The organism is Pelagerythrobacter sp. Soil_C_18 (genome assembly GCF_057657235.1).
The window spans coordinates 915,641-940,201 of the sequence record NZ_JBDGIU010000001.1; the positions used below are offsets into that span (position 1 = coordinate 915,641).

20 protein-coding genes and 1 tRNA gene are annotated in these 24,561 nt (G+C 66.3%); 8 read left to right on the forward strand and 13 right to left on the reverse strand.

The window, feature by feature from the left end; genetic code table 11:
• Positions 1–30: 30 nt before the first annotated feature.
• Entirely contained in the window at positions 31–936 is a 906-nt protein-coding gene (locus AC3A5N_RS04235) for a LysR substrate-binding domain-containing protein (RefSeq protein ID WP_487736054.1), read from the forward strand.
• A 106-nt stretch (positions 937–1,042) separates the two neighbouring features.
• Entirely contained in the window at positions 1,043–1,510 is a 468-nt protein-coding gene (locus tag AC3A5N_RS04240; protein ID WP_487736055.1) for a nuclear transport factor 2 family protein, read from the forward strand.
• Here the strand turns inward: AC3A5N_RS04240 and AC3A5N_RS04245 are convergent.
• The 4 genes from AC3A5N_RS04245 to AC3A5N_RS04260 all read right to left on the reverse strand — a co-directional run bounded on the left by AC3A5N_RS04245 (position 1,507) and on the right by AC3A5N_RS04260 (position 7,414).
• On the reverse strand, positions 1,507–2,709 hold the full coding sequence (locus AC3A5N_RS04245) for a serine hydrolase domain-containing protein (protein WP_487736056.1): 1,203 nt from the start codon (positions 2,707–2,709) through the stop codon (positions 1,507–1,509). The genes AC3A5N_RS04240 and AC3A5N_RS04245 overlap by 4 nt on opposite strands.
• Before the next feature lie 2 nt (positions 2,710–2,711).
• On the reverse strand, positions 2,712–3,629 hold the full coding sequence (locus tag AC3A5N_RS04250; protein WP_487736057.1) for a formylglycine-generating enzyme family protein: 918 nt from the start codon (positions 3,627–3,629) through the stop codon (positions 2,712–2,714).
• Complete coding sequence (locus tag AC3A5N_RS04255) at positions 3,580–6,708, reverse strand: amidohydrolase family protein (protein WP_487736058.1); 3,129 nt, start codon at positions 6,706–6,708, stop codon at positions 3,580–3,582. Before AC3A5N_RS04255 ends, AC3A5N_RS04250 begins: the two co-directional genes overlap by 50 nt.
• A gap of 619 nt (positions 6,709–7,327) precedes the next feature.
• Positions 7,328–7,414 (reverse strand) — tRNA-Leu (locus AC3A5N_RS04260).
• Between the two features lie 163 nt (positions 7,415–7,577).
• Between AC3A5N_RS04260 and AC3A5N_RS04265 the strand changes: the two genes are divergently transcribed.
• Positions 7,578–8,540, forward strand: coding sequence for an SDR family NAD(P)-dependent oxidoreductase (locus AC3A5N_RS04265; protein ID WP_487736059.1), 963 nt, complete (start codon positions 7,578–7,580; stop codon positions 8,538–8,540).
• On the opposite strand, the gene AC3A5N_RS04270 is transcribed toward AC3A5N_RS04265, so the two are convergent.
• Together AC3A5N_RS04270 and AC3A5N_RS04275 are read right to left on the reverse strand one after the other, a co-directional pair.
• Positions 8,537–9,022, reverse strand: coding sequence for an NfeD family protein (locus AC3A5N_RS04270; RefSeq protein WP_487736060.1), 486 nt, complete (start codon positions 9,020–9,022; stop codon positions 8,537–8,539). The genes AC3A5N_RS04265 and AC3A5N_RS04270 overlap by 4 nt on opposite strands.
• 9 nt (positions 9,023–9,031) lie before the next feature.
• Positions 9,032–10,039, reverse strand: a complete 1,008-nt coding sequence (locus AC3A5N_RS04275) for an SPFH domain-containing protein (protein ID WP_487736061.1) — start codon at positions 10,037–10,039, stop codon at positions 9,032–9,034.
• Between the two features lie 133 nt (positions 10,040–10,172).
• Between AC3A5N_RS04275 and AC3A5N_RS04280 the strand changes: the two genes are divergently transcribed.
• Together AC3A5N_RS04280 and AC3A5N_RS04285 are read left to right on the forward strand one after the other, a co-directional pair.
• Positions 10,173–10,496 (forward strand): hypothetical protein, encoded by a 324-nt coding sequence (locus tag AC3A5N_RS04280; protein ID WP_487736062.1) that lies wholly within the window; start codon positions 10,173–10,175, stop codon positions 10,494–10,496.
• Positions 10,493–11,011 carry a response regulator gene (locus AC3A5N_RS04285; protein ID WP_487736063.1) on the forward strand — a complete coding sequence of 173 codons (519 nt, stop codon included), beginning with the start codon at positions 10,493–10,495 and terminating at the stop codon, positions 11,009–11,011. Before AC3A5N_RS04280 ends, AC3A5N_RS04285 begins: the two co-directional genes overlap by 4 nt.
• Before the next feature lie 78 nt (positions 11,012–11,089).
• Here the strand turns inward: AC3A5N_RS04285 and AC3A5N_RS04290 are convergent, their stop codons facing one another.
• Entirely contained in the window at positions 11,090–11,977 is an 888-nt protein-coding gene (locus tag AC3A5N_RS04290; RefSeq protein ID WP_487736064.1) for a dienelactone hydrolase family protein, read from the reverse strand.
• A 181-nt stretch (positions 11,978–12,158) separates the two neighbouring features.
• Between AC3A5N_RS04290 and AC3A5N_RS04295 the strand changes: the two genes are divergently transcribed.
• The gene (locus AC3A5N_RS04295; protein WP_487736065.1) at positions 12,159–13,583 is read left to right on the forward strand and encodes an aldehyde dehydrogenase family protein; all 1,425 of its coding nucleotides are present in this window, start codon (positions 12,159–12,161) and stop codon (positions 13,581–13,583) included.
• 48 nt (positions 13,584–13,631) lie between these two features.
• On the opposite strand, the gene AC3A5N_RS04300 is transcribed toward AC3A5N_RS04295, so the two are convergent.
• The 3 genes from AC3A5N_RS04300 to AC3A5N_RS04310 form a co-directional block, all read right to left on the reverse strand.
• Positions 13,632–14,906, reverse strand: coding sequence for a serine hydrolase domain-containing protein (locus AC3A5N_RS04300; protein ID WP_487736066.1), 1,275 nt, complete (start codon positions 14,904–14,906; stop codon positions 13,632–13,634).
• 61 nt (positions 14,907–14,967) lie between these two features.
• Positions 14,968–15,822 carry a formyltetrahydrofolate deformylase gene (gene purU, locus AC3A5N_RS04305; RefSeq protein ID WP_487736067.1) on the reverse strand — a complete coding sequence of 285 codons (855 nt, stop codon included), beginning with the start codon at positions 15,820–15,822 and terminating at the stop codon, positions 14,968–14,970.
• Positions 15,822–16,835, reverse strand: coding sequence for an NAD(P)H-dependent flavin oxidoreductase (locus AC3A5N_RS04310; protein ID WP_487736068.1), 1,014 nt, complete (start codon positions 16,833–16,835; stop codon positions 15,822–15,824). The genes purU and AC3A5N_RS04310 overlap by 1 nt, the downstream gene beginning before the upstream one ends.
• 265 nt (positions 16,836–17,100) lie before the next feature.
• Between AC3A5N_RS04310 and katG the strand changes: the two genes are divergently transcribed.
• Together katG and AC3A5N_RS04320 are read left to right on the forward strand one after the other, a co-directional pair.
• On the forward strand, positions 17,101–19,317 hold the full coding sequence (gene katG / locus AC3A5N_RS04315) for a catalase/peroxidase HPI (RefSeq protein WP_487736069.1): 2,217 nt from the start codon (positions 17,101–17,103) through the stop codon (positions 19,315–19,317).
• 156 nt (positions 19,318–19,473) lie between these two features.
• Positions 19,474–21,525, forward strand: coding sequence for a S46 family peptidase (locus tag AC3A5N_RS04320; RefSeq protein WP_487736070.1), 2,052 nt, complete (start codon positions 19,474–19,476; stop codon positions 21,523–21,525).
• A gap of 34 nt (positions 21,526–21,559) precedes the next feature.
• Here AC3A5N_RS04320 and purT read toward each other — a convergent pair whose 3' ends face one another.
• From purT to AC3A5N_RS04335, 3 genes are all read right to left on the reverse strand, one after another.
• A complete protein-coding gene (purT, locus tag AC3A5N_RS04325) occupies positions 21,560–22,726 on the reverse strand; it encodes a formate-dependent phosphoribosylglycinamide formyltransferase (protein WP_487736071.1) in 1,167 nt (388 codons plus the stop codon).
• A 47-nt stretch (positions 22,727–22,773) separates the two neighbouring features.
• A complete protein-coding gene (locus tag AC3A5N_RS04330) occupies positions 22,774–23,685 on the reverse strand; it encodes a GGDEF domain-containing protein (protein ID WP_487736072.1) in 912 nt (303 codons plus the stop codon).
• A 217-nt stretch (positions 23,686–23,902) separates the two neighbouring features.
• The gene (locus AC3A5N_RS04335; protein ID WP_487736073.1) at positions 23,903–24,556 is read right to left on the reverse strand and encodes a helix-turn-helix domain-containing protein; all 654 of its coding nucleotides are present in this window, start codon (positions 24,554–24,556) and stop codon (positions 23,903–23,905) included.
• Between the last annotated feature and the right edge of the window lie 5 nt (positions 24,557–24,561).

Sequence of the window (24,561 nt, forward strand, 5' to 3'; positions counted from 1 at the left end):
TAACATCATGTTCAGTGGTAATGATCTCTCATGGAGCCACTCGACACCACGCCGCGGCGGCAGATCCCGCAGATGCACGAGCTCGTGGCGTTCGAGGCGGCTGCGCGGCACATGAGCTTCACAGGCGCAGCAGCGGAGCTGAACCTGACGCAGGGCGCGGTCAGCCGCGCAGTCGCGGCGCTAGAGCAGCGCCTGCGCACGCCATTGTTCAAGCGCGTCCGCCAGCGGGTGGTGCTGACGCCGGTGGGCCGCGATTATCAGGATCAGGTACGAGCGCTGCTCGGACAGCTCAATGCCGCCACCCGTCAGGCCATGTCCGCGAGTTCGGTCGAACAGACGCTCCATGTCGCGACCCTGCCCACGTTCGGCATCCACTGGCTGGCACCGCGGCTGCCGCTCTTTCAGGCGATGCGACCGCATGTAACCGTCAACCTCGCGTCACGACTGCGCCCTTTCTCGTTCGAAGCCGAGCCATTCGACCTCGCGATCCACCATGGAGAGTCGGCGTGGCCCGGCGGAACGCTGAGGCGGCTCATGCACGAGACGATGGTCCCGATGTGCAGCCCCGAATACCGGCACTCCAATGCGATTGCTTCACCGGCCGACCTCGATCGCGCAACCTTGATTCACCTCAGGACACGCCCGGCGGCATGGGCCGAATGGCACATGAAAGCAGGTCTTCCGGGAGACGGCGCCTTTCGCGGCCCGGTCTATGACCAGTTCGGCATGGCGGTCGCCAGTGCCGCAGCAGGTCTCGGAGTGGCGCTCCTCCCGGAAATGTTCGCGGCGGAGCAGATCGAGGAGGGAAAGCTGATCACGCTTTTCGATCTCGAGGTGAGCACGGGAAGCGCCTACTACGTCGTTCTCCCGGAAGCCGGTCACAAGTCCGCCGCGTCCGACTTCGCGGATTGGCTCGCCGCCCAGCTTACCGGCTGAATTCCCACCGACGGTGAGGGCGAAGCACCGCCGCCTACGCAGTTGGCACCGTCACTCGAGGCAATCGGCTTCTTATCCTTCCGCCAACCGCAGGGAGGATGCTGACATGACCATCATATTGGCCGCAACTTTGTTGGCGGGGCTTCAGGCAGCGCCGGGTGTCGTTACCCCGGGTATGATCGCGGCGCCTGCCGCGACCATCGAAGCACCCGTAGAGGCCATGCTCCACGCAATCTCCGCGCGTGATCCGGCCGCCCTGGAGCAGACGCTGGCGACCAGCGTGGAGCCGGAGATCGTCTACTACTGGGGCGAAACCGTCTCGGGGCGCGAGGCGATCGCTCAATGGCACCGCGAATGGTTCGCCGAGCCGGGATGGGCCATCGTGCCCGGCCCCGTCGGTCACAGCCTGGGGGGCGAGCGGCTGGCGACCGTTGCCGCGCCCGTCCGCTACATAAAGACAGCGGAGAGGCAGTTCGTGATCCTGATCAGCTATACCCTGTTGAAGGAAGCGGAAGGTTGGAGAATAGCCCGCATCCAGCAAACGCTGCTGGAAGGGCCGGACGCCGCGGACTAGCCGCCGGCCGCAGCGGCGACCGCGCGAATGAAGTCCCACTGCAGTCCGTAGTATTGCGGGCCGCCGGGTTTGCTCCAGGCGCTCTGGATCACGACGACGAGCTTGCGCTGCGGATCGATGTACAGCGCCTGGCCCATGATCCCGATGCCGCGGTATGCGTCGCCCGGCCCGGTCCACCACTGATAGCCGTAGCCCAGCTCGCCGAACGTATTCTTGCTATGGGCCGCTGTCGCCTCCGCGATCCACCCCCCGGGCACGACCGCCTTGCCGCCGGCCTGCGCGCCCTCCAGCATGAAAAGGCCCAGGCGGCCATAGTCGCGCAGCGTCGCGCTGAAGCAGATGCCCCCGGTCTCGAGCCCTTCAGGCGAGGTGATCCAGATCCCGTCAGCCTCCATGCCGAAGGGGTGCCAGATCTTCTCGGAGAAGTAGTCCGAGAGGGACTTGCCGGTCGCGTTCATAACCACCGCGCCGATGAGGTTCGACTCCGCCGTGGAGTAATGAAACTCCTGACCCGGCTCCGCTACCCGCGGTTGGGACGCCATCTGGCGGTAGAATGCAGGGCCCATGTGGGTCGCATAACGGCTGAAGTCCGACTTCGGATTGTTGTAGTCCTCGCCGAAGCCGACGCCGGAACGCATCTGCAGCGCCTGCCTGATGGTGACGCCGTCATAGGTGCCGCCCTCCAGTTCAGGGACATATCGCGTGACCGGATCGTCGAGGCTATCAATCGCCCCGTCCAGCAGCGCCGCGCCGACGAGTGTCGAGGTCACGGACTTCGCGATGGAAAACGACGTCCATCGATCCGCCGCCTTACGGCCCAGCCCGTAGCGCTCGAGCACGACACGGCCGTCCTTGATGACCAGCAGGCCCGAGACCCGGTTGACCTTCATGAAATCGTCGACCGTGTACGGCCGGTGTTCGTGAAGAAAGGCGACCTCGAGCTCGTGGTCGGCGACCTGCAGTTCGCGGACCGGGCCGCCTGCCTTGATGACGTTGGCCGGAAAGATGGTCTCCATCGCCCGGTAGCCGAGTTCCTGCTCGGTCGGGGACCAGAAGCCCAGGCGTTCCTCCAGCGGGGCAGCATCGGCCTCCGCCCGGGCGAGCGCCGGAATGGTCGTCGTTCCGATCGCTGCGCCGATCAGTCCGGCGAGGACAACGGCACTTAGGAGCCGGCGGCGGAGGGGCTTGAGCGTCTTCATCGTCATTCCGCCGAATGCGCGAGCCGGAAACCGACCGTGAAGTAGCCCTGATCTTCGGGGCCACGGAGCCGAAAGCGCTCCTCCAGGAATTCGCCGGCGTCGCCGTAGGAACCGCCCCGGATCACGTGGTAGCCCGGCGTTGGGCAGTCGCTCCGGGACGATCCGTCGGCCGGCGCGTCAACGTAGTTCTCGTGATAGCAGTCGGCCTGCCATTCCCAGACGTTGCCGCGAATGTCGTGGAGCCCCAGCCCATCGGCTGGAAAGCTCCCGACCGGCGCCGTCTCGATCCAAACGTCGCGGCCTTCAGCCTTGCCGCCGCAGCATTCCACCTTGCCGATATTCGCCAGTTCGTGCGTTACGCCTTCGCCGCGGCTGCGTGCGTTTCCGAGGTCGGCCAGAGTGGCGACATATTCCCATTCGGCCTCGCTCGGCAGGCGGTATTGCTTGCCCGTCCTGGCGTTCAGCCAGCCGATGTAGGCCCGGGCGTCGCGCCAACTGACGCAGAGCACGGGGTGGTCATCCTCCTGCGCGAACCCGGGCGTCTGCCAGTTCCGCTCGGGGTTGATGTGCCAAGTGGTGTCTTCGTCGTATACGTTGCACTTTCCCGCCGAGACGTAGCCGGTCTCTTCGGCAAACGTGCGGAAGGCGCCCAGGGTCACTTCATGCGCCGCCAATTGGAACGGAGCGATGGCGACCTCGTGCGTCGGGCCGTCGATCGGGCCGTAGCCGCGGTCGATGGTCGCGCCCATGGCGAAGGTTCCGCCGGGGATCGAGACCATCTCCGGCACGAGATCGGCGCGCTGCGCGGCGCCGTCGGGTGCCGCCGCGACTAGCAGCAGGGACGCAGCAGCGAGGGTCGCTGCGAAACGCCTAGCGCTTGCGCGCGCTTCCGGCCCAGGCCGGGTTCCAGTCCGTTCCATGTTGATCGCTCATCTCCCAGTAGAACTTGGTGCGCGGCCGATCGTGGTTGCCGATCTCGTTCATCGTCGCGGACTCGTAGAGACGACCGTTGACCATGGTGTAGACCACGCTGTTGGTGTTCCTGATGTCCGCGAGCGGATCGCGGTCGAGCACGATGAGGTCCGCCAGCTTTCCGGGCTCGATCGAGCCGAGCTGGTGATCTAGCCCCCAGGTCTTCGCGCCGTTGATCGTCGCGGCCCGCAGGATGCGCATCGGCGCCATCCCGCCTTCCGCGAGCAGTTGCATCTCCCAATGGAGGGCGATGCCCGCCGCCTGACCGTGGGAGCCGACGTTCACGATCACGCCCGCATCGTCCAGCCGTTTGATAGAGCGCGCGACCGAGCGGAAGCCGACGTCGTAGAGCTCGTCCGCCTGATGGATCGACTGCATGGCCCGCACGTAGAGTGGCGCGTCGGACGGGCCCTGGATGGGGTTGTAGGCGTTGTTGATCCCGGGGATGAAGGTGCGGACCTTCGGCTCCTTCCACGGCTCCTGGTTCTGATAGATGTAGTTCTCCCCGAACAGCTCGCCGAACGTGACGACGAGAGTGGGCGTGGTGGACATCTCCGAGCTTTTGAAGAGCTGGAGCAGGTCGTCGTAGTACGTGGCAACCGGCAGGTTGTGCTCGAGGTTCGTATATCCGTCGAGGATCATGCCGACGTTGTCGTAGAAGTGCCCGGCACCTTCCGCGTCGACCATCAGGCCTTCTTCCGCCGCGGCCTGCAGTAGCCACTGCTTCTGCGCCCGCGTGGTGAGCTTGTAGCTCTTGAGAACCGTCCCCCCGATGACCGCCTTGCGGCGGACGACGGCGCGGGCATCTTCCAGACTCCCGATCCGGTTGAAGACGCGGTCGGGCTTTCCGGACCGGCCATAAATCACATGCCCGGTGGTCAGCCAGCGCGGGCTCACCATCAGACCGGCGATGGTCATTTCGCCGGCTTCGTAGCTCGGCAGCTCGTTCGCGTAAGGGTCGAAGTTGGTCGTCACACCGTAAGCGAGCGCCGCATAGCGGACCGCGTGCTTCTGCGGCATCGCGCCGGTTCCGTAGCAGCAATCGATATGGCCGTGCGCGTCGAAGAAACCGGGCATGAGGGTCTTGCCCCCCAGGTCGTACACCTTGGCGGCCTCGGGGATCGCGATGCTCCCCGCCGGCCCGACGGCCTTGATGCGGTTGCCTTCCACAACGACCGCCCCGTTCTCGATGATCGTGTCGCTGCCCGTCATCGGCAGAACGCGCGCGTTGACGAAGGCTATGCTGCCCTGCGGTACATCGGCCGGAACGCTGAGCTCGATCGAATGCAGGGGCGCATCGACGATGCCGTCGGTTTCGGACCGTGTCGCATAGACGTCGGGACCGAGCGTCCAGAACAGCTGTTCGGACCTGTCGCTCCAGGCCAGTTCGAAGCCGCCCGAGCGGGTAAGGCGGCGCGCCTCAGGGTTGTTCCGAGCGGTGATCGCGATGGGCTCCGCACCCGGCCGGAACGGCATCACGTGCAGTTCCTGGAATTCCTTGAACGCGATCCACGCGAGATCCGGGCTCAGCGTGAAATCGCCGGTATCGGCCGTCTCCGCATAGGCATGATCCTGCGTTTCGCCGCCCTCGGCCGGGATGCTGCGCAGGATCACCGCACGCCGCTTCTCGAAGTCCGCCGGCCCCATGTAAAAGATCCGCCGGTCGTCGGGCGAGAAGCGCGCTACTCCGGCAGCAAGCGCAAGGTACCGAGGTTCTTCGCCATCGACATCGACGACATAAAGCCCCGGTACGTCGTGAGCGCCGCCCATCTGCGAATCCGCATCGAGAATGCGATAGGCGATCTGCCCGCCGCTGTTCGCGAAGACCGGTTCGGCGATGATCCCGCCGCTGCGGGCGAGCACTCTGTCCTCGCTCCCGTCGACGCTGCGCAGGTGGAGCGTGCTGCCGGACTCGTCATGCCATTCGACATAGGCGATCCAGCGGCCGTCCGCGGACCACCTCGGGTCGGTCTGGGCGCCGTCGCTCTCCGTCAGAGGACGCGGCGGCTCGTTGCCGGTCAGGCTCTGACGCCAGATACGGCCCAGCGCGCGGAAGAGAAGCTCGTCACCATCCGGCGACGGGGCGATCTGCCGGATGATCTTCACGTCCACCTGGTCGGGCGCGAGATCCAGCTCGGTGCGCAGCGCCGGATGAATTTCGTGGTGGGCAGTGGCGCGGAACGGGATATCCGTCGCCTCGCCCGTTTCCATATCGACCTTGATCAACTCGCCCTTGGCCCAGATCGCGACGTGCCGATTGTCGGGAAACCAGTCGAACGCGGGATAGTAATGCTCCTGCGCGAGATAGTCGGCCTGCAGATCGCGTGCGAGCCCGTCGTAGACGGCGTTCTGACGGCCCGTCGCGACGTCGTACCGGAAAAGCACCGTCTTGGCGCCGACCCGGCGAATGAAAGCGATGACCGATCCGTCGGGTGACACCTGCGGTGTGGTCGCGCTCCCAAAACCGGAAATCAGGTCGACCGTGTCGCCGCTCAGCAGGTCGTGCCGGCGGATGACGAAATTGCCGAGGTTCGGATTGAGGTAGACGTAATGCAGCCCGCCGACTCGCTCGGTATAGTAGAGGTGCCGCCCATCCGGCGAATAGCGCGGCTCCTGGAGATCCTTGCCGCTTTCGGGAGGTGCGACCAATTGCCGCTCCTCGCCGCCACCCACGTTGAAGCGGATCAGCTCCGACGTGCGCATGTCGAACACCGATGCGCTCGTCTTGGTGGCGACGATGGCGCTGCCGTCGGGCGACCACGAGGGCGCCGTGATCATGTCCATAGTTTCATGGCTGATCTGGCGCGGATCGGATCCGTCGGGATTGGCGATCCAGATATTGTCCGCACCCGTCGCATCGCTGAGATAGAGGATCTTGCGACCGTCAGGGCTGAACTGGGGGCTCCGCTGGGTCGCGGGGCCGGACAGGATCGCCCGGGCTTCTCCGCCCGCTGCAGGCATGGTGTAGATGTCGTTGAGCAGGTCGAACACGAGCGTTCGTCCGTCAGGGCTGACGTCGACGCTCATCCAGGTACCCTCGGCGAGGGTAAGTGTTACATCTTCCGTCTGCGACCTCAGGATATCCGATGGCGAGGCAGAGGGCTCCGCGCTCAGCGGAGCGCCTATCAAAGCGATTCCCGCGAATACTTTCGCCCAGTTCGGACCCAACGCCATTTCCCTCCCCTTTCACGACCGACATCGTTGTGTCGGCCTGTGCCAGACTAGGTGCGGGCGGTGCGATGTGGCGGTGCGAAAGTCGCGGGGACCGTTGCTGACGGATCACCGGCCCCGCAACCTTTGCAACAGCGCAGCGCTGGCAGCGTAGCGTTGCGCGGACGGTATCCGGGTACCCAGTTCGTTTTGATCCTAAGAATGGAGAATTTTCTCCGAAGCCAACGTTGCTCGCTCGGGCATGAGTGATTCTTGACAAAGGGGCCGATTGCTTGCTCGCCTTCCACGCGAACAGATCAGATGTCTGCAGGGGAGGCGCCTTACGCAGAACGCGGGGAATTATGCCCAATCGACACCCCCGTTTCGGGCAGGATTGCCTGAGATCAGCTCAGACGCCTTCAGACCGGAACAAGCATAAAATGGCAGAATTCCGCCATTTTGTCGACCCTTTTTGGGATGTCAGGAGAAGAATAGATGGTGCCCAGAAGAGGACTCGAACCTCCACGCCCTTGCGAGCGCCGCCACCTGAAGACGGTGCGTCTACCAATTCCGCCATCTGGGCACACTGGCGATCCGGATCGTCGCGGTCCGGCTCGCGGGTAGGGGCGGGCCACTAGCGAAGGGGCGGGGGGCTTGTCAACGACTTCGAGGCAGTTGCGGGACGGGACGTGTTGGGGCAAGGCGGGGCCAGATTCGCGAAACGGATAAATGAACGGCACGAGGCAATGGCGGCACACGATCCCCTCAATGGCAGGCTGAACGGCAAGCTGGTCGCGATGACTGGCGGCAGCGGCTTCTTCGGCCGGCACGTGGCGCAGGCGCTGCTCGAGCGCGGGGCGCGGCTGCGGGTCGCGAGCCGCCGTCCGCAAAAGGCGTTTTCGCTGAAGCCGCTCGCGCAGCTCGGCCAGATCGAGTTCATGCCGTGCGACGTGCGCGACCCGGCCAGCGCAGCAGCGGCGGTGCGCGGGGCGGATGCCGTGGTGAACCTTGTCGCCTCGTTCGAAGGCGACCTCAAGAAGCTGATCTGCGGCGGCGCGCGCAATGTCGCCCGGGCCGCACGCGATGCCGGTGCGGACGCCATGGTCCATATCAGCGCGATCGGTGCCGACGCCGAAGCGCCTGCCGAATACGCGCAGGCGAAGGCGCTGAGCGAAGAGGAGGTTCTCGCCGCCTTCCCCGGCGCGACTATCCTGCGCCCATCGCTGCTGTTCGCGGAGGACGAAGGCTTCGTGCAGATGCTCGCCGGCCTCATCTCCACCCTGCCCGTGCTGCCGGTCTTCGCGCCGCAGGCGAAGCTGCAGCTCCTGTTCGTGGACGACGCGGCCGACGCGGTTGCGGCAGCGCTGGCCGATCCGGGCAAGCACGGCGGCAAGACCTACGAGATCGCGGGACCCGAGGCGATCGGGATGATGGACCTGCACGAGCGGATCGCCGCGGCGCAGGGGCGCGAGCGGCACTTCATCGCCATGCCCGACGCCTTGTCCGCCCTGTTCGCCGCTTTGCCGGGCACGCCGATGAACGGCGACCAGTGGTGCCTGCTCAAGCAGGGGAACGTGCCTTCGGGCGGGCATCCGGGCCTCGACAAGCTGGGCGTGCAGCCGCGCCCGCTGGGTCTGTTCCTCGATCGGTGGATGGTCCGTTACCGCAAGCACGGCCGCTTTTCCGACCGCACCCGCGGCGCAGTCTAGGCTTCGCGCGGGGGCGAGGCCTCTTCCTTTGCCAACAGGGTCACGGGCTCGACCAGCAGAATCGATCCGTCGCTGCCGATGATGCGCACGCGGGCGCCCACGGCGACGTCCGGGCCGCGCGCGAGCCATTCGCTGTCTCCGTGGCGGATGCGTCCGCTGCCCCCGTCGAACGCCTGGGTCACCAGGGCGGTCTCCCCCACCAACCGTCCGCCGCGCTTGTTGAGCAGCGGGTCGGCGCCGACGATCGGCTTGTCGCGCAGGAAGCGGCGGGCAGAGAAGGCGAAGATCAGCGCGAGGAAGACGAAATCGATCACCTGCGCGGCGAGCCCGAGATCGAGCAGGTAGGTCAGCGCCCCGGTTACGATTGCCGCGGTGGCAAGCCAGATGAGGTAGACGCCGGGCACCAGCAACTCGAGCGCCGCGAGCGCGAGCCCGAGCGTGATCCAGATCCAGTGCGGATCGAAGCTGTCGAGCCCCTCCACCGGCCGCTCCTAGCGGTCGCCGCTGCGCGGCACGCTCGCGCGCGGAACCCGTTCGCGCCGTTGCGGCAGCGGGGTGCCGGTGTCGGCGGGCGGCGTCGTGACGGTGCCGTCCGGCGGGCTCACAGCATCGCGTACGAGCTCACCTATTCCGCCAAGCGACCCGATGAGCTGCGTCGCTTCGACCGGGAACAGGATCGTCTTGGCATTGGGGCTGGTGGCGAACTTGCCGACCGCCTTGGTGTATTCCTGCGCGATGAAGTAGTTGATCGCGGCATTGCCGCTCTCGGAAATCGCGTTGGAGACCATCTGGGTCGCCCGCGCCTCCGCTTCGGCGGCGCGCTCGCGCGCCTCGGCATCGCGGAAGGCGGCTTCCTTCTTGCCTTCGGCGGACAGGATAGCGCTCTGCTTCTCGCCCTCGGCGCGCAGGATGCGGCTCGCCCGGTCGCCTTCCGCCTCGAGGATCTCGGCGCGCTTGACGCGTTCGGCCTTCATCTGCCGCGCCATCGCCTCGGAAATGTCGAGCGGCGGGCGAATGTCCTTGATCTCCACGCGGGTGATCTTCACGCCCCACGGCGAGGTTGCATGATCGACCACGCTGAGCAGCCGGGCGTTGATCTCGTCTCGCTTGGACAGCGTCTCGTCGAGGTCCATCGAACCCATCACGGTGCGCAGGTTAGTGGTCGTGAGCGCCATGATCGCGGCATAGAGGTTGTGCACCTCGTAGGCCGCCTTGCCGGCATCGAGCACCTGGAAGAACACCACCGCGTCGACACCGACCATGGCGTTGTCCTTGGTGATGATCTCCTGCCCGGGGATGTCGAGCACCTGCTCCATCATGTTCACCTTGCGGCCGACGCGGTCGATGAACGGGACGATCAGGTGCAGGCCTGGCTCGGCGGCCAAGGTGTACTTGCCGAACCGCTCGATCGTGTAGACGAAGCCCTGCTTCACGACGCGCACCGCCATCAGCAGGAATATCACTGCCAGCACCAGCAGCATAATCAGGGCGATACCCATCGATCTTCCTTCCCCTCGTTCGCGCGTATCGTATCAGCGGGCCGGACCGGGGCAAGCGAAACCGCAAGGCGCCGTGCCTCCTCCATGCGTTACTTTTCCGCAAGGATTGCGCTCTAGCGTGCCGGCAAAAGGCATGAGCTCGGGGGCGCGCGTGATCGAGGTCGAGATCCAGAACGAAACGCACCAGACGCAGGAGCGCCTGCGGTTCGCCTCGGTCCCGCGCATCGGCGAAGGCATCCGCCTGCGTGAGCCCGACGGGTGCTGGGCCTCCTACGACGTGCTCGACGTGTGGTATCAAAAGGCCGAGTTCGGCGATGTCTGGATGCCCTATCTCCACGTCTGCATGACGCCGAACGAGCAGCCGACCCCAGCGCCCCCGCCTGCGCATTCGTCTTTCGCCGAGCCCCTGCGCTCGCCCGTCTGGGGCGAGGAGGAGGTGCCGCCATCCACGGGTTGATCAAACGGACCCCGCCGCCTGCGAGCAAGGCAGCAGGCGAAGCGGCCACGCCGGGTCGGGACGCCGAAGCCGTAGCGCCCGCCGATCCCACCGAGCGGATCGTCGAGGAAGCCAAGGCCGCCTATGCCGCGCGGCACGTCCAGGCACGGGTCCGCCGCTGCTTGGTGGTCGACGATTCGCGCATGATCCGCAAAGTGGCCCGCCGCATCGTCGAGGATCTGGGCTTCGAAACGGCCGAGGCCGAGAACGGCGAGGAAGCGCTCGCCCGGTGCAAGGCGGCGATGCCCGATCTGATCCTGCTCGATTGGAACATGCCGGTGATGGGTGGGATAGAGTTTGTCACCCGGCTGCGCGCCCTGCCCGCCGACCGCGCACCGCGCGTGGTGTTCTGCACCTCGAATTCCGACGCGGCCGACATCCATCAAGGCATCGACGCCGGGGCCGACGAATACGTGATCAAGCCTTTCGACGAGGCGACTCTGCGGGCGAAATTGCGCGGTATCGGGCTGGGTTGACGAGGCGGTGGCGGCCCGCTTCGCTCCTCACCTCCATCAACACCAACCCACGCGAACCCGAGAACCGGCTCCGAGGTGTCAGGCCAGCGCCTCTCCGTAAAGCTCCAGCAGGTTCGTCCACGCGCGTTCCGCCTCGGCTTCGACGTACGCAGGGGCATCGGGAACGGTCCAGCCGTGATCGCCGGCGTAAACTTCGATTTCGGCCGGGCGGCCTGCCGCCTTGGCGGCTTCACGCAGGACATTCTTGGTCTCGGGCGCCTCGGCGTCGTCGTCCTGCGCGATCGCGATCAGATAACTCGCCTGCGTCTTGCCGAACAGGTTGTGCGGGCTCATCGGGTCGTTGCCGCGGACCAGCCCGCCGCCGTGGAAGCTTGCCGCCGCACGCACCCGCGCGGGCACCGCCGCGGCGGTCCACACGGTGAACGGCCCGCCCATGCAGTACCCTTGCGCGCCCACGCCGCGCTTGGCATCGACCGCCTCCTGCTCATCGAACCAGCCGACGGCAGAAGTCGCGTCACGCATGATCGCCTCGGCATCGAGTTTCTCGCGCCACGGGCCAACCTTCTGAAAGCCGCCGTTCGCGGCAAAGTCGGCGAAGTCCTCGAACTGCTGACCGGCGACGTCGCGGTAATAGGGGTTGGCGACCAGAACCGCATAACCTTGCCCCGCCAGCCGCCGGGCCATGTTGCGCTTCGCCTCCCGAATACCTCCGATGTCGGGCCAGAACAGGACAGCGGGCGCCGGGGCCGCGACTGGATGGACGAAGAACCCGTCCATCGTTCCATCGGCGGTTTCGAAGCTGACGTTCTCTTCCGCCAGGGCTGGTGGAGCCACCCTCCCGTCGCCCTGCGAACTCGATTCCGCCGGCGTGCAGGCGGCCAGCGCGGCCATGCCGCCAAGCGCACCGAATTGCCGCCGGTTCAGCCCTTCGCGCGCCCAGCGGGCGAGTTTGTCCTCATCGCACATGTCGTCTCTCCCGATAGCTCGCCCACATGCTGCGCGCAGCGGGCGCGGCATGCAAGTGCGATGGCTGCGGAGCATGGCTGCGCAAACCCGATTGGGTCATGGCGGCGGGCGTGTTAGGTTTCACCTCGAAACGGATAAAGCGAATCGGCGCACCTCGCGCCGGCAGAGAACGGAGACCGCGATGCCCACTGCCTACCGTAACCTGATCGACGGCGAGATGATCGAGACTGCCCAGACTATGGACGTCATCAATCCCGCGAACGAAAACGTGATCGGCACGGTCCCCGCGTGCGGCAAGGAAGAGCTCGACCGCGCAGTTGCCGCCGCGCGCCGCGCGTTCAAGACCTGGTCGAAGACCCCGATCGAGGACCGCAGGGCGGTGATCCAAAAGATCTCCGCAACCATCAAGGAGAACGCCGACGAACTTCACCGCCTGCTCACCGCCGAACAGGGCAAGCCGCACGGCCAGGCGATGAATGAAGTCGTCGGCGCCTCGGCGATGGTCGGCGCGCAGGCGACGCTCGATCTGGAGGACGAGGTCAACGAGGATAGCGACACGCGCCTCAGCCGTACGCGCCGCGTGCCGGTCGGCGTGGTCGGCGGTATCGTGCCGTGGAACTTCCCGGTGATGATGGCGATGCAGAAGATCGCGCCCGCGATGCTCTCGGGCTGCACGATCGTGCTCAAGCCCTCCCCCTTCACGCCGCTGACCACGCTGCGCATCGCCGAACTGATCAAGGATGCTGCGCCCGCGGGCGTGATCAACGTCATCACCGGCGAGGACAGCCTCGGCCCGATGATCACCGAGCACCCCGATATCGACAAGATCACCTTCACCGGCTCGACCGCTACCGGCAAGAAGATCATGGAAGGGGCAAGCCGCGACCTGAAGCGCATCACGCTCGAGCTGGGCGGCAACGACGCTTCGATCGTTCTGCCCGACGCTGACGTGGAGAAAGTCGCAGAACAGCTCTTCTGGTCGAGCTTTTCCAACGCCGGGCAGATCTGCGTCGCGGCCAAGCGCGTCTATATCCACGAGGATATCTACGACGACTTGAGCAAGGCGATCGCCGAATATGCGAAATCGGTGAAGGTCGGCGACGGATCGCATCAGGGCACCGGGGTCGGGCCGATCCAGAACCGAAAGCAGTACGAGCGGGTGCTCGAGCTGGTGCAAGATGCCAAGGACCAGGGCTACAAGTTCCTGGTCGGCGGCGACCACGACCCGAACGTGCCCGGCTACTACGTGCCGATCACCATCCTCGACAATCCGCCCGAGGACGCGCGCATCGTCGCCGAGGAGCAGTTCGGCCCGGTCATGCCGCTGATGAAATTCTCGACCGACGACGAGGTGATCGCGCGCGCGAACAACTCCGAATATGGCCTCGCCGGCGCGGTCTGGACCAAGGACACCGACCGCGGGGTGAAGATCGCCGAGCAGCTCGAGACGGGCACCGTGTGGGTCAACGAGTACCTCCACCTCTCTCCCTTCACGCCCTTCGGCGGGCACAAGCAATCGGGCTTCGGCGCCGAATACGGCAAGGAAGGGCTGCTGGAGTTCACCTATCCGCAGGTGATCACCGTGCGGAAGAACGCCAGCGTCTGATAGGCTGGCATCTGATCGGGTCGGGCGCTGACACCCGGCCCGGCCAGATCAGCGCCCGACGTAATCCGCGCCGTAGACCGCATCGCGGAAATCGTGATGCAGCGCATTGTCGAACGGGATTTTCTGCGTCGCGAACACCACGGCCATGTCCTGCCGCGGATCGACCCAGAAGAGCATCGAGGGCAGACCGTCCCAGAAGAACTCGCCCACCGTTCCGCGGTTCTCCTTGGGCGTCTGCGGCGGCGCGGTTCGGACGAAGAAGTCGATCCCGAACCCGCCCATGCCCTTGCTCGTCAGCCACGAGCGATCCTCGGGCGCGATGCGCGGGTCGAGGCTGTCGGTCGCCATCAGCCGCACGGTGGCGGGACGGAGCACGCGCGCGCCGCCAAGCTCGCCTTCGTTCAGCAGCATGCGTGCGAAGCGCATATAGTCGCCCACGGTGGTGACGACACCCGAGCCGCCCATCGTCATCGGCTTGCCCATGAAGTTCGGCTCGAGCCAAGCCTCGCGCGGCATCGGCGCCAACGTGCCCTCCCCGTCCGCGACATAGATTCGCGCCAGCCGCGGCACCTCGGCCATATCGCGCTTCCAGCCGGTGTCGTTCATCTTCAGCGGAGTGAATACATGCTCCTGCACATAATCGGCGAAAGGCTGACCGGAGAACACCTCGACCAGCCGCGCCTGCACGTCGACGCCGGCGCTGTAGTGCCAGTGCGTGCCGGGATCGTAGAGCAGCGGCACCTTGGCCATAGCGTCGGCGAACTCGGCCAGCGTCTTGGTCGGGCTGAGCGGGTCCAGCGCCTCCCACACGCGGTCGGCGGCGTTCTGCGGATTGCCGTTCGCACCATAAGTGAACCCGGCGGTATGGCGCAGAATGTCGCGCAGGGTGATCGGGCGGCTGGGTTCACGCAGGATCGGGCTGCCATCGGGGTTCTCGCCCGCGAGCACCTTGATGTCCGCGAACTGCGGCAGGTGCCACGCCAGCGGATCGTCGAGACCGAACTTGCCCCGTTCCCACAACTGCATCAGCGCGACGCCGGTGACCGGCTTGGTCATCGAGAAGATCTGCACCAGCGTATCGCGCGCGAACGGCCTCGCTTCCTCGCGCTGCGCCATGCCCGCCGACGCAAAGCACCGCTCCGCGCCGTCCTTCCACACCAGCGCCGAGGCGCCCACTGTGCGGCCCTCCTCAATGGCCCGGTCGAGGAACGCCGCGATGCGCGCGCAGTCCGGCTCGTAATCCTGCGCTGCAAGCGGCGCGGCGAAGAGCGCCGTCCCCGCGACTATCACGCCCGCAAGGAGCCGTCGTATCGTTGCGATCACGGTCTTCCCCTCCCCACCTGTTCTGCGCCTCCACCCCCATCGCTGTCGAGGACAGTCGGTTCTACCCCCTGAACACCACCGTTCGCGAACCGTTGAGCAGGACGCGGTCCTCGAGATGCAGACGCACCGCTTCGGCCAGAACGCGGCTCTCGATGTCGCGCCCCTTGCGGACGAGCTCGTCCGGGCTGTCGGCGTGGGTGATCGGCTCGACATCCTGATGGATGATCGGGCCCTCGTCGAGATCGGCGGTGACGTAGTGGGCGGTGGCGCCGATCATCTTCACCCCGCGCGCATGGGCCTGATGATAGGGCTTGGCACCCTTGAACCCGGGCAGGAACGAGTGGTGGATATTGATGCAGCGCCCGGCGAAATGCGCGGCCTGCTCGTCCGAGAGAATCTGCATATAGCGCGCCAGCACGACCAGTTCGGCCTTGGTCTCCTCCGCGATGGCACGGATGTGCGCCTCCTGCTCCGGCTTGGCACCCGCGCTCACCGGCAGGTGGTGGAATGGAATATCCCCGATATGCGTGTGGCTGATCGCCTCGCGCGGGTGGTTGGAGACGATCGCCACCGGCTCCATCGGCAGTTCCCCGATGCGCCAGCGATAGAGCAGGTCGGCGAGGCAGTGGTCGAACTTGCTGACCATCAGCAGCACGCGGCGGGGCCTATCGCGGCGCGCGAGCTGCCATTTCATGCCGAACGTGTCGGCGAGCTCAGCGAAATCGGCGCGCAGTTCCTCGCGCCCGGCCGCCCCCGGATCGAAAGCGACGCGCATGAAGAAGGCGCCGCCCTCCTGATCGTTGAACTGCTGTGCCTCGAGGATATTGCCGCCGCGCTCGAACAGGAAGCCCGTCACCTGTGCGGTGATCCCCGGCCGGTCGGCGCAGCCGAGCGTCAGGATGAGCGGTTCGGCCATCAGCGCCGCGCGAGCGCCTCTTCGCACTCGGCCATCAGCGTCGCGACGATCTGCGCGACCGGCTCTTCCTCCTTGACCATGCCGACCGACTGGCCGGCCATCAGGGAGCCGCCCTCGACATCGCCGTCGATCACCGCGCGGCGCAGCGCGCCGGCCCAGTAATGCTCGATCTGGAGCTGCGCCTCGCCCATCACCACTTCTTCGCGGTCGAGCATGCCGGCGACTTCGATCTGCTTGGCGGTGAAGGCCTCGGTCCCCTTGTTCCGCAGCGCGCGGACCGGGATCACCGGCAGGCGCGCATCGACCTGGACGCTGGCGACCGCGTCGCGCGCGCTGGCGCGGAAGAAGGCCTTCTTGAAATCGGGGTGCGCGATGCTTTCGGTCGCGCAGGCGAAGCGCGTGCCGAGCTGGACGCCCGCGGCGCCCATCTCCAGGTAGCCGGCGATCGCCTGCCCCTTGCCGATCCCGCCGGCGACGAACACGAGGTGTTCTTCCGCCAGCTCGGGCAGGATCTCCTGCGCCAGAACGCTGGTCGAGACGGGGCCGATGTGGCCGCCTGCCTCCATTCCCTCGATAACCAATGCATCGGCGCCCGAACGCAACAGCTTCTTCGCCAGCGCCAGCGTCGGCGCGAAGCAGATGACCTTGGCCGAGGTCGCCCCGCCCTTGATCGCCTCGACGCTGCCCTTGGGCGGAATGCCGCCGGCGAGCACGACATGGCCGACGCCGTGCCGGCTGCATACCTCGATCAGGTCGAAGAGCTGCGGGTGCATGGTGATGAGGTTCACGCCGAACGGCCGATCCGTCATCGCCTTCGTCGCCGCGATCTCCGCGTCGAGCAGCTCGGGCGTCATCGCGCCGCAGGCGATCACACCGAAGCCGCCCGCATTGCTGATCGCGGAGACGAGATTGCGTTCGGAAACCCAGCTCATCGCGCCGCACAGGATCGCGGTTTCGCAGCCGAGGAAGTCGGTGCCGCGCTGCATCAGGCGGCGTGTCTTGGGATAGTCCATCGCCGGCGCGCTTAGGCGCACGACCCCGAGGCGGCAAGAGGGCTCGGCGCGGCGGCCGGTGCAGCCTCGCGGGAACCGGAACGCCGCGCGCCCGTCGTTCCGGCAGGAGAAAGCACAGCAACATGATCGCTTTCATCGATGAGGCTGACAGGACTTAATTGCTTTGTCCGATTGTCGTGCGGGCGTAGCCTTTTGCCTGCAACGACTCACGCGATCGGGACTCCGGCGATGATCGGGGCCGATCCGAAATCAGGAGGATGCCAAAATGGACGCAGCAACTGGTTCGATGTCCGAGGGCGGATGCCCCTTCAACGGTGACGGCGGAGTGCGCGCGCTGCTCGGACGCACCAACAAAGACTGGTGGCCCGAGGCGCTGCCGCTGGAAATCCTGCTCGTCAACGGCTCGCCCGACCCGCTGGGCGAGGATTTCGATTATGCCGAGGCGTTCAATGCGATCGACTACCAGGCGCTGAAGAATGACCTCACCGCGCTGATGACCGATTCCAAGCCGTGGTGGCCGGCGGACTACGGGCACTACGGACCCTTCTTCATCCGCATGGCCTGGCACGCGGCGGGCACCTACCGCACCGGCGACGGGCGCGGCGGCGCCAGTAGCGGACAGCAGCGCTTCGCCCCGCTTAATTCTTGGCCCGACAACGGCAATCTCGACAAGGCCCGGCGCCTGCTGTGGCCGGTCAAGCAGAAGTACGGCAAGAACCTGAGCTGGGCCGACCTGTTCATTCTCGCCGGCAATGTCGCGATCGAATCGATGGGCGGCCCGGTGCTCGGTTTCGGCGGTGGTCGCAGGGACGTGTTCGAGGCCGAACGCGATATCTACTGGGGTGGCGAGGACCTGTGGGTCAACGAAGGCGTGCCGACGCGCATCCGGCCCGAAGAAGAGGTCGATCTCGAAAGCCCGCTGGCGGCGATCCAGATGGGCCTGATCTACGTGAACCCCGAAGGTCCGGGCGGCGACCCCGACCCGCTCGGCTCGGCACGCGATATCAAGATCACGTTCGAGCGCATGGCGATGAATCACGAGGAAACCGTCGCGCTCACGGCCGGCGGCCACACGTTCGGCAAGTGCCACGGCGCAGGCGATCCGAGCCTGCTCGACGTCGCGCCCGAGGCGGCCGACATCGCGCTCCAGGGCCTCGGCTGGGCGAGCACCTATGAAAGCGGGTTCGGCCCCCACACGATCACCTCGGGCCTCGAAGGCGCGTGGACGAACACGCCGACCCAGTGGACCGAAAACTATTTCCGCCTGCTGCTCGACTACGACTACGAGCTCGTGACCTCGCCGGCGGGGGCCAAGCAGTGGCAGCCGATCGACCAGAGGGAAGACGACATGGCGCCCGACGCGCACGATCCTTCCAAGAAGGTCCCGACGATGATGACGACTGCCGACATGGCGCTCAAGATGGATCCGGAGTTCCGCCAGATCAGCGAGAAGTTCCGCAATGATCACGAGGCGTTCAAGGACGCCTTCGCCCGCGCCTGGTTCAAGCTGACCCACCGCGACATGGGGCCCAAGTGCCGCTATCTCGGCCCCGAAGTTCCCGCCGAGGACATGATCTGGCAGGACCCGATCCCGGCCGGCACCATGCCGTCGCAGGGCGACGTTGCGGCGTTCAAGGCAAAGATCCTCGATGCCGGCTTCAGCATCGGTCAACTGGTCAAGACGGCCTGGGCGTCCGCCTCGACCTTCCGCAAGAGCGACCGTCGCGGCGGCGCCAACGGTGCGCGCATCCGCCTTGCCCCGCAGAAGGACTGGGCGGTGAACGAGCCGGAAGAGCTGTCGCAAGTGCTGGCGAAGATCGACGAGCTGCGCGGCCCCCTGTCGATGGCCGACGCGATCGTGCTCGCCGGGACGGCCGCGGTCGAGAAGGCAGCGCGCGACGCCGGGTTCGATGTGGAGGTGCCGTTCACCGGCGGACGCGGCGACGCGTCGCAGGAATGGACCGACGTCGAAAGCTTCGAACCGCTCGAGCCCAAAGCCGACGGCTTCCGCAACTACCTCCAGACCAAGCATTCGGTAAAGACCGAGGAGCTGCTGCTCGACCGGGCCTCGCTTCTGGGCCTCTCGGTTCCGGAGATGACGGTGCTGGTCGGCGGACTGCGCGTGCTCGGTGCCAATCATCGCGGAGCCAGCGAAGGCGTGTTAACCGACCGGGTCGGGCAGTTGACCAACGACTTCTTCGTCAACCTGCTCGACATGGACACCGTTTGGGAAGTGGTCGACACCAGCGCTGACGAGGAGTTCATCGGCTATGACCGCGCGGGCCGGCAGGAACGCTGGCGCGCCACCCGGACAGACCTGATCTTCGGCTCCAACTCGCAGCTCCGCGCCACGGCTGAAGTCTATGCCGAGCGCGGGCACGAGGAGAAGTTCGTGCGCGACTTCGTCAAGGCCTGGACCAAAGTGATGAACGCCGACCGCTGCGATCTCACCTACGCGAAGTATCACCAAAAGGCGGCCTGACCCCTTGAGGCCTGCCTTCGGAGAGCCCCCGGCAGCGATGCCGGGGGCTCTTTCGCATGCGGCGCCATCGCGTTTAGAACGCTGAAAAGGGGCTGGACTTTCGCGGGGTCGAGGCGGACAGAACGCGCCAGTATCGTTCTACAGGGGAGACTGTCCGTGACCCGCCGTACCATCCTGCTCGCCGCCGCTTCGCTCGGTGCGCTGTCCCTTTCCGCCGCTCCGGCGAGTGCCGACGAAGGCATGTGGACCTTCGACGGATTCCCCGCCGAGCAGGTCCGCGAAACCTATGGCTGGGCGCCCGACCAGGCCTGGCTGGATCACGTCCGCAATTCCGCCGTGCGGCTGACCGGCGGCTGCTCCGCCAGCTTCGTCTCGCCCGAGGGCTTGATCCTCACCAACCATCACTGCGTCGCAAGCTGCCTTTACGACAACTCGACCGATGCGATGGACTATCTCGACGAAGGATTCACCGCCGGCCGCCGCGAGGATGAACTGACTTGCCCCGGCCAGCAGGCCGAAGTCGTGACCGCGATCACCGATGTGACCGCGCAGGTGATGGATGCGATCGGCGAGTCGACCGGCGAGGCGCTGACCAAGGCGCGTGACGCGAAGATCGCCGAGCTTGAATCGGCCGGCTGCACCGATCAGGAGACCACGCGCTGCCAGGTCGTGACGCTGTTCGGCGGCGGGCAGTACAAGCTATACACCTACCGCAAGTATTCGGATGTCCGTCTCGCCTGGGCACCCGAAGACCGTGCGGCGACCTTCGGCGGCGATCCGGACAACTTCAACTTCCCGCGCTACTCGCTCGATGCTTCGTTCCTGCGCGCCTACGAGAACGGGCAGCCGGTCGAGACGCCCAATCACCTCGAGTGGAACCCGCGCGCGCCGGAGGAAGGCGAGGTCACTTTCGTCGTCGGCAATCCCGCCTCGACCAGCCGCCTGTTCACCCAGAGCCAGCTCGCGTTCGAGCGCGAAGTGCGCCTGCCGGTCACCGTGGCGACGATGTCCGAGCTGCGCGGCCGTGTGATCCGCGCGATGGATGAGAGCCCCGATCGCGCGCGCGAAGGGCTCGATCTGCTGTTCGGCGTGGAGAACAGCCTCAAGGTCTACATCGGGCGGATGAAGGCACTCAACGATCCGGCCTTCACCGGCAAGCTCGCCGCGGCGGAAGAGGCGCTCCAGGCGAAGAGCGCGGGGAATGCCGAGATCGGCGACCCTTGGAGCACGGTCGATCAGGCCATGGACGCCTATCGCTCGCTCTATTTCCCGCTGCGTTTCACCCAGCCTTCGGGCGATCTCTATGGTTACGCCCAGACGCTGGTCTTCGCCGCGCAGGAGCGCGCCAAGCCCAACGCCGAGCGCCTGCCCGGCTATACGGACAGCGCGCTGCCGCTGACCCAAAAGCGCCTGCTCGACGAGCGCCCGGTCTATCCCTGGGTCGACGAGTTGATGATGGAGTGGAGCCTGTCGAAGGCGCGCGAATACCTCGGCGTGGACGATCCGGATTCGAAGCTTCTGCTCAGCAAGGAAAGCCCCGAGCAGCTCGCCGAGCGGCTGGTGAGCGGCACGCGGCTGGCCGATCCCGCCTACCGCCAGCAGCTCTGGGAAGGTGGCCTGGCCGCGATCGAAGCGTCGGACGATCCGATGATCCAGTATGCGCTCAAGCTCGCGCCGCGCCAGCGCGAGCTGAAGGCGGTGTCCGATGCGCGATATTCGGGTCCGCTCGCCGCGGCCGGTGCCAAGCTCGCCGATGCGCGCTTCGCCGCCTATGGCGATGCGCTCTACCCTGACGCGACCTTCACGCTGCGCATCAGCTACGGCCAGGTGAAGGGCTGGATCGAGCGCGGCAACGAAGTGCCGATCCGCACCACCTTGGGCGGCACGTTCGAGCGCGCGACCGGCAATCCGCCGTTCGACCTCGCGCCCGCCTTCGCGGCGAACGAAGCGGGGATCGACAAGGACACGACTTACGACTTCGTGACCACCAACGACATCATCGGCGGCAATTCGGGCAGTCCGGTGATCGACAAAGCGGGCACGGTGATCGGAACCGCGTTCGACGGCAACATCCACTCGCTGGGCGGCAACTACGGCTACGACGGCACGCTCAACCGCACCGTGGCGGTCTCTACGGCGGCGGTGCAGGAAGCGCTCGAGACGATCTATCCCGCGCCCGCGCTGGTGAAGGAACTCGCCGGAGAGTGATGGCAGACGGGCGGGGCCGCAGCGCTCCGCCCGCTCAGCCGTACTTGATCTTCACCCTGCCCGCCGCTTCGGCCGCGACGCGGCGTGCGGCATCGGTGTCGCCCGCGCTCGCCAGCGCGACGCCCATGCGGCGGTAAGGGCGCGAAGTCGGCTTGGCGAAGATCCGCAGGTCGACCGTGCCCCCCGGCACCGCCAGCGCCTCGGCCAGTCCGTCGTAACTGAGCGCGTCGCTGTCCCGGTCGGCCAGGATCACCGCGCTCGCTGAAGGCCGTGCGCGGATCGGCGCCGGGATCGGCAGCCCCATGATCGCGCGGGCGTGCAAGTCGAACTCGCTGAGGTTCTGGCCCACCAGCGTGACCATGCCGGTATCGTGCGGGCGCGGGCTGAGCTCCGAGAAGATCACCTCCTCCCCGCGCACGAAGAACTCCACCCCGAAAATGCCGTAGCCGCCGAGATCGTCGACTACTTTCGCGGCCATGTCCTGCGCGGACGCCAGCGCGGTCTCGGACATCGCGATCGGCTGCCAACTTTCCATGTAGTCGCCGCGCTCCTGCCGATGGCCGATCGGCGGGCAGAACAGCACGCCGTCCTTCGTCCGCACGGTCAGGAGCGTGATCTCGTAGTCGAAATCGACGAATTCCTCGACGATCACCCGCCGCCGATCGCCGCGCATGTTGGCGACCGCGTATTCCCACGCAGCTTCGAGCCCCGCCGCATCCTCGACCCTGCTCTGGCCCTTGCCGGACGACGACATGACCGGCTTGATCACGCAGGGAAAACCGGCATGGGCCGCGCCCGCGTGCACTTCGGAAAGCGATTCGGCATAGCGGTAGCGAGACGTCGCGAGCCCGAGCTCCTCCGCCGCGGCATCGCGGATGCGGTCGCGGTTCATGGTGAGCTGGGTCGCGCGCGCGGAGGGGACCACATGGAAGCCCTCGGCCTCCAGCTCGATCAGCGTCTCCGTGCGGATCGCCTCGATCTCCGGCACGACATAGTCGGGCCGGTGCTTCTCCACCGCCGCGCGCAGCGCCGCGCCGTCGAGCATCGAGAAGACCTCGCGCGCGTCGGCAAGCTGCATTGCGGGCGCGTTGTCGTAGGCGTCGCAGGCGACGACATAGGCGCCGAGCCGTTTGGCCGAGATCGTGAACTCGCGCCCGAGCTCGCCCGATCCGAGGAGGAGAATCTTCGCAGTGAAAGCCATGCGCCGCTCTTAGCGGCAATGGGCCGGCGGGGCCAAGACCGACAGTGTCAGGCGCGCAGGCGGCCGCGGTCGGGCAGGTCTTCGTCGGTTTCGATCCGGCCCCGGCCGCGCCCCTTGGCGGCCAGCAAGGCAAGCTCCGCGCGCCGCAGCGTGTCGTCGGCGGACACGCGCAACGCCGCCAGTCCGACGCTGGTCGACAGGCGCGGTTCGTCCGACGGGCGCGGCGGTGATGCCTCCGCAAGCGCCGTGAGCACCGCTGCGGTGACCCCGCGCGCCGCGGCCAGATCGTGATCGGGCAAGAGAACACCGAAGCTCTCGCCGCCGATCCGCGCCACGATATGCTCGTGCCGCAGCCTGCCGAGCAGGAAATCGGCGAAAGCGACGAGCACGCGATCGCCGGCGCTCGCGCCGTGCCGCAGGTTGATCGCGCGGAAATGGTCGATGTCGAACAGCGCCAGCGTGCCGCCCTGCCCCCGGCGAACGAGGTGACGCAGCATCACTTGGAAGGCGCGGCGATTGGCGAGCCCGGTGAGGGGGTCGGTCAGCGTCGCGGCAAACAGCCGCTCCTCCAGCGCGCGCCGCTCCTCGATCGAGCGCATGATGCCGATTGCACCATAGGCTTGGCCATCGCCGGCCAGCAGCGGACGGAGCTGGAGCGTGAACCAGTTCGTGCTGCCGTCGGCCATATGAGCGGCGAACTCGAACCAACCGGTCGCCGATCCGCCGCGCATGATAACCTCAAGGAAGGCGCGCAGCTTCTCGGCCTGGCTCGGTTCGGCGAGGTCGGCGAGATGCGGCATGATGAGCATATCGGGGATGGCGAAGCCGAGCTGCCCGATCGCTGCGGAGGCGTGAACCACGAAACCTTCGCGGTCGACTTTCACGACAATGTCGCGGCCGCCCTCCGCAACCAAGTCGTACAACGCCGCCCCTTCATGAAGGGTGAAGTCTTCTACCATGCGATAACGCCCCGACCTTTGCCCCGCCTACGCCGATCCACAAATGATGTAGAACAATACCGGGAGAGAAGTCCCTGCGTAAATTGCGCCCATCATCTTTGTTATACGAGTTGTATAACTTGATTAACTTGCGAATCGACTTAGGGAGATATTAACCAAGCCGATGAATTTGCGGGAGTCATTTCGCATGTTGCGACAATATTTTGCAAAATCGCTCTTATAATTCGATCATGATCCTAATCTTTGCCGGTTCGGTTCCGAAGGCGCGGGCGATGACCTCCCGGCTGCGTGCGAGCACTTCGCGGGCCTCGGTGTTGTCGTGCACGTCGGCCAGTTCCTCCTCGGATACGCCCAGGACGTCGGCGATCGCAGCGATCCGGCTCTCTATCGGGCGCGCCTTGCCCTTCTCCCAAGCCCAGACCGTCGGCTTGCTAACGTCGAGACGTTCGCCGAGCTGTGCGAGCGTGAGCCCGCGTTCCTTGCGCAGACGCTGCAGCCGGCTGCCGAAGGATTCGGGCGCGGATGCATGTGCGTGTTCCAGTTTCAGACCCGCATCACTGCGCAGTTCCGCGGCGGCGAGGGTGCCGGGAGAGATCGGACGGTCGAAGCGGCAGCCGTAGAGCGTACCGCTCGCCCAGACGACGCGGGCGGGGGTCACTCCGGCGTGCGGGAAATCGATGTCGATCCCCTCGTCTATGGAAAGTTCGGCGTCGCATTCGAGCAGCAGACCGGTGGACGAGGCGTTGTGCACCCGGACCGGCAGAACGTCGCCCGATTCGCGCCCTCCGACCGTTTCGAATCGCAATGTCCGGCGCGGCGCGCCGCGCCGCTCCTTGTTTTTATTCGGCTCCAGATGTGCCGCGATCACCATACTTG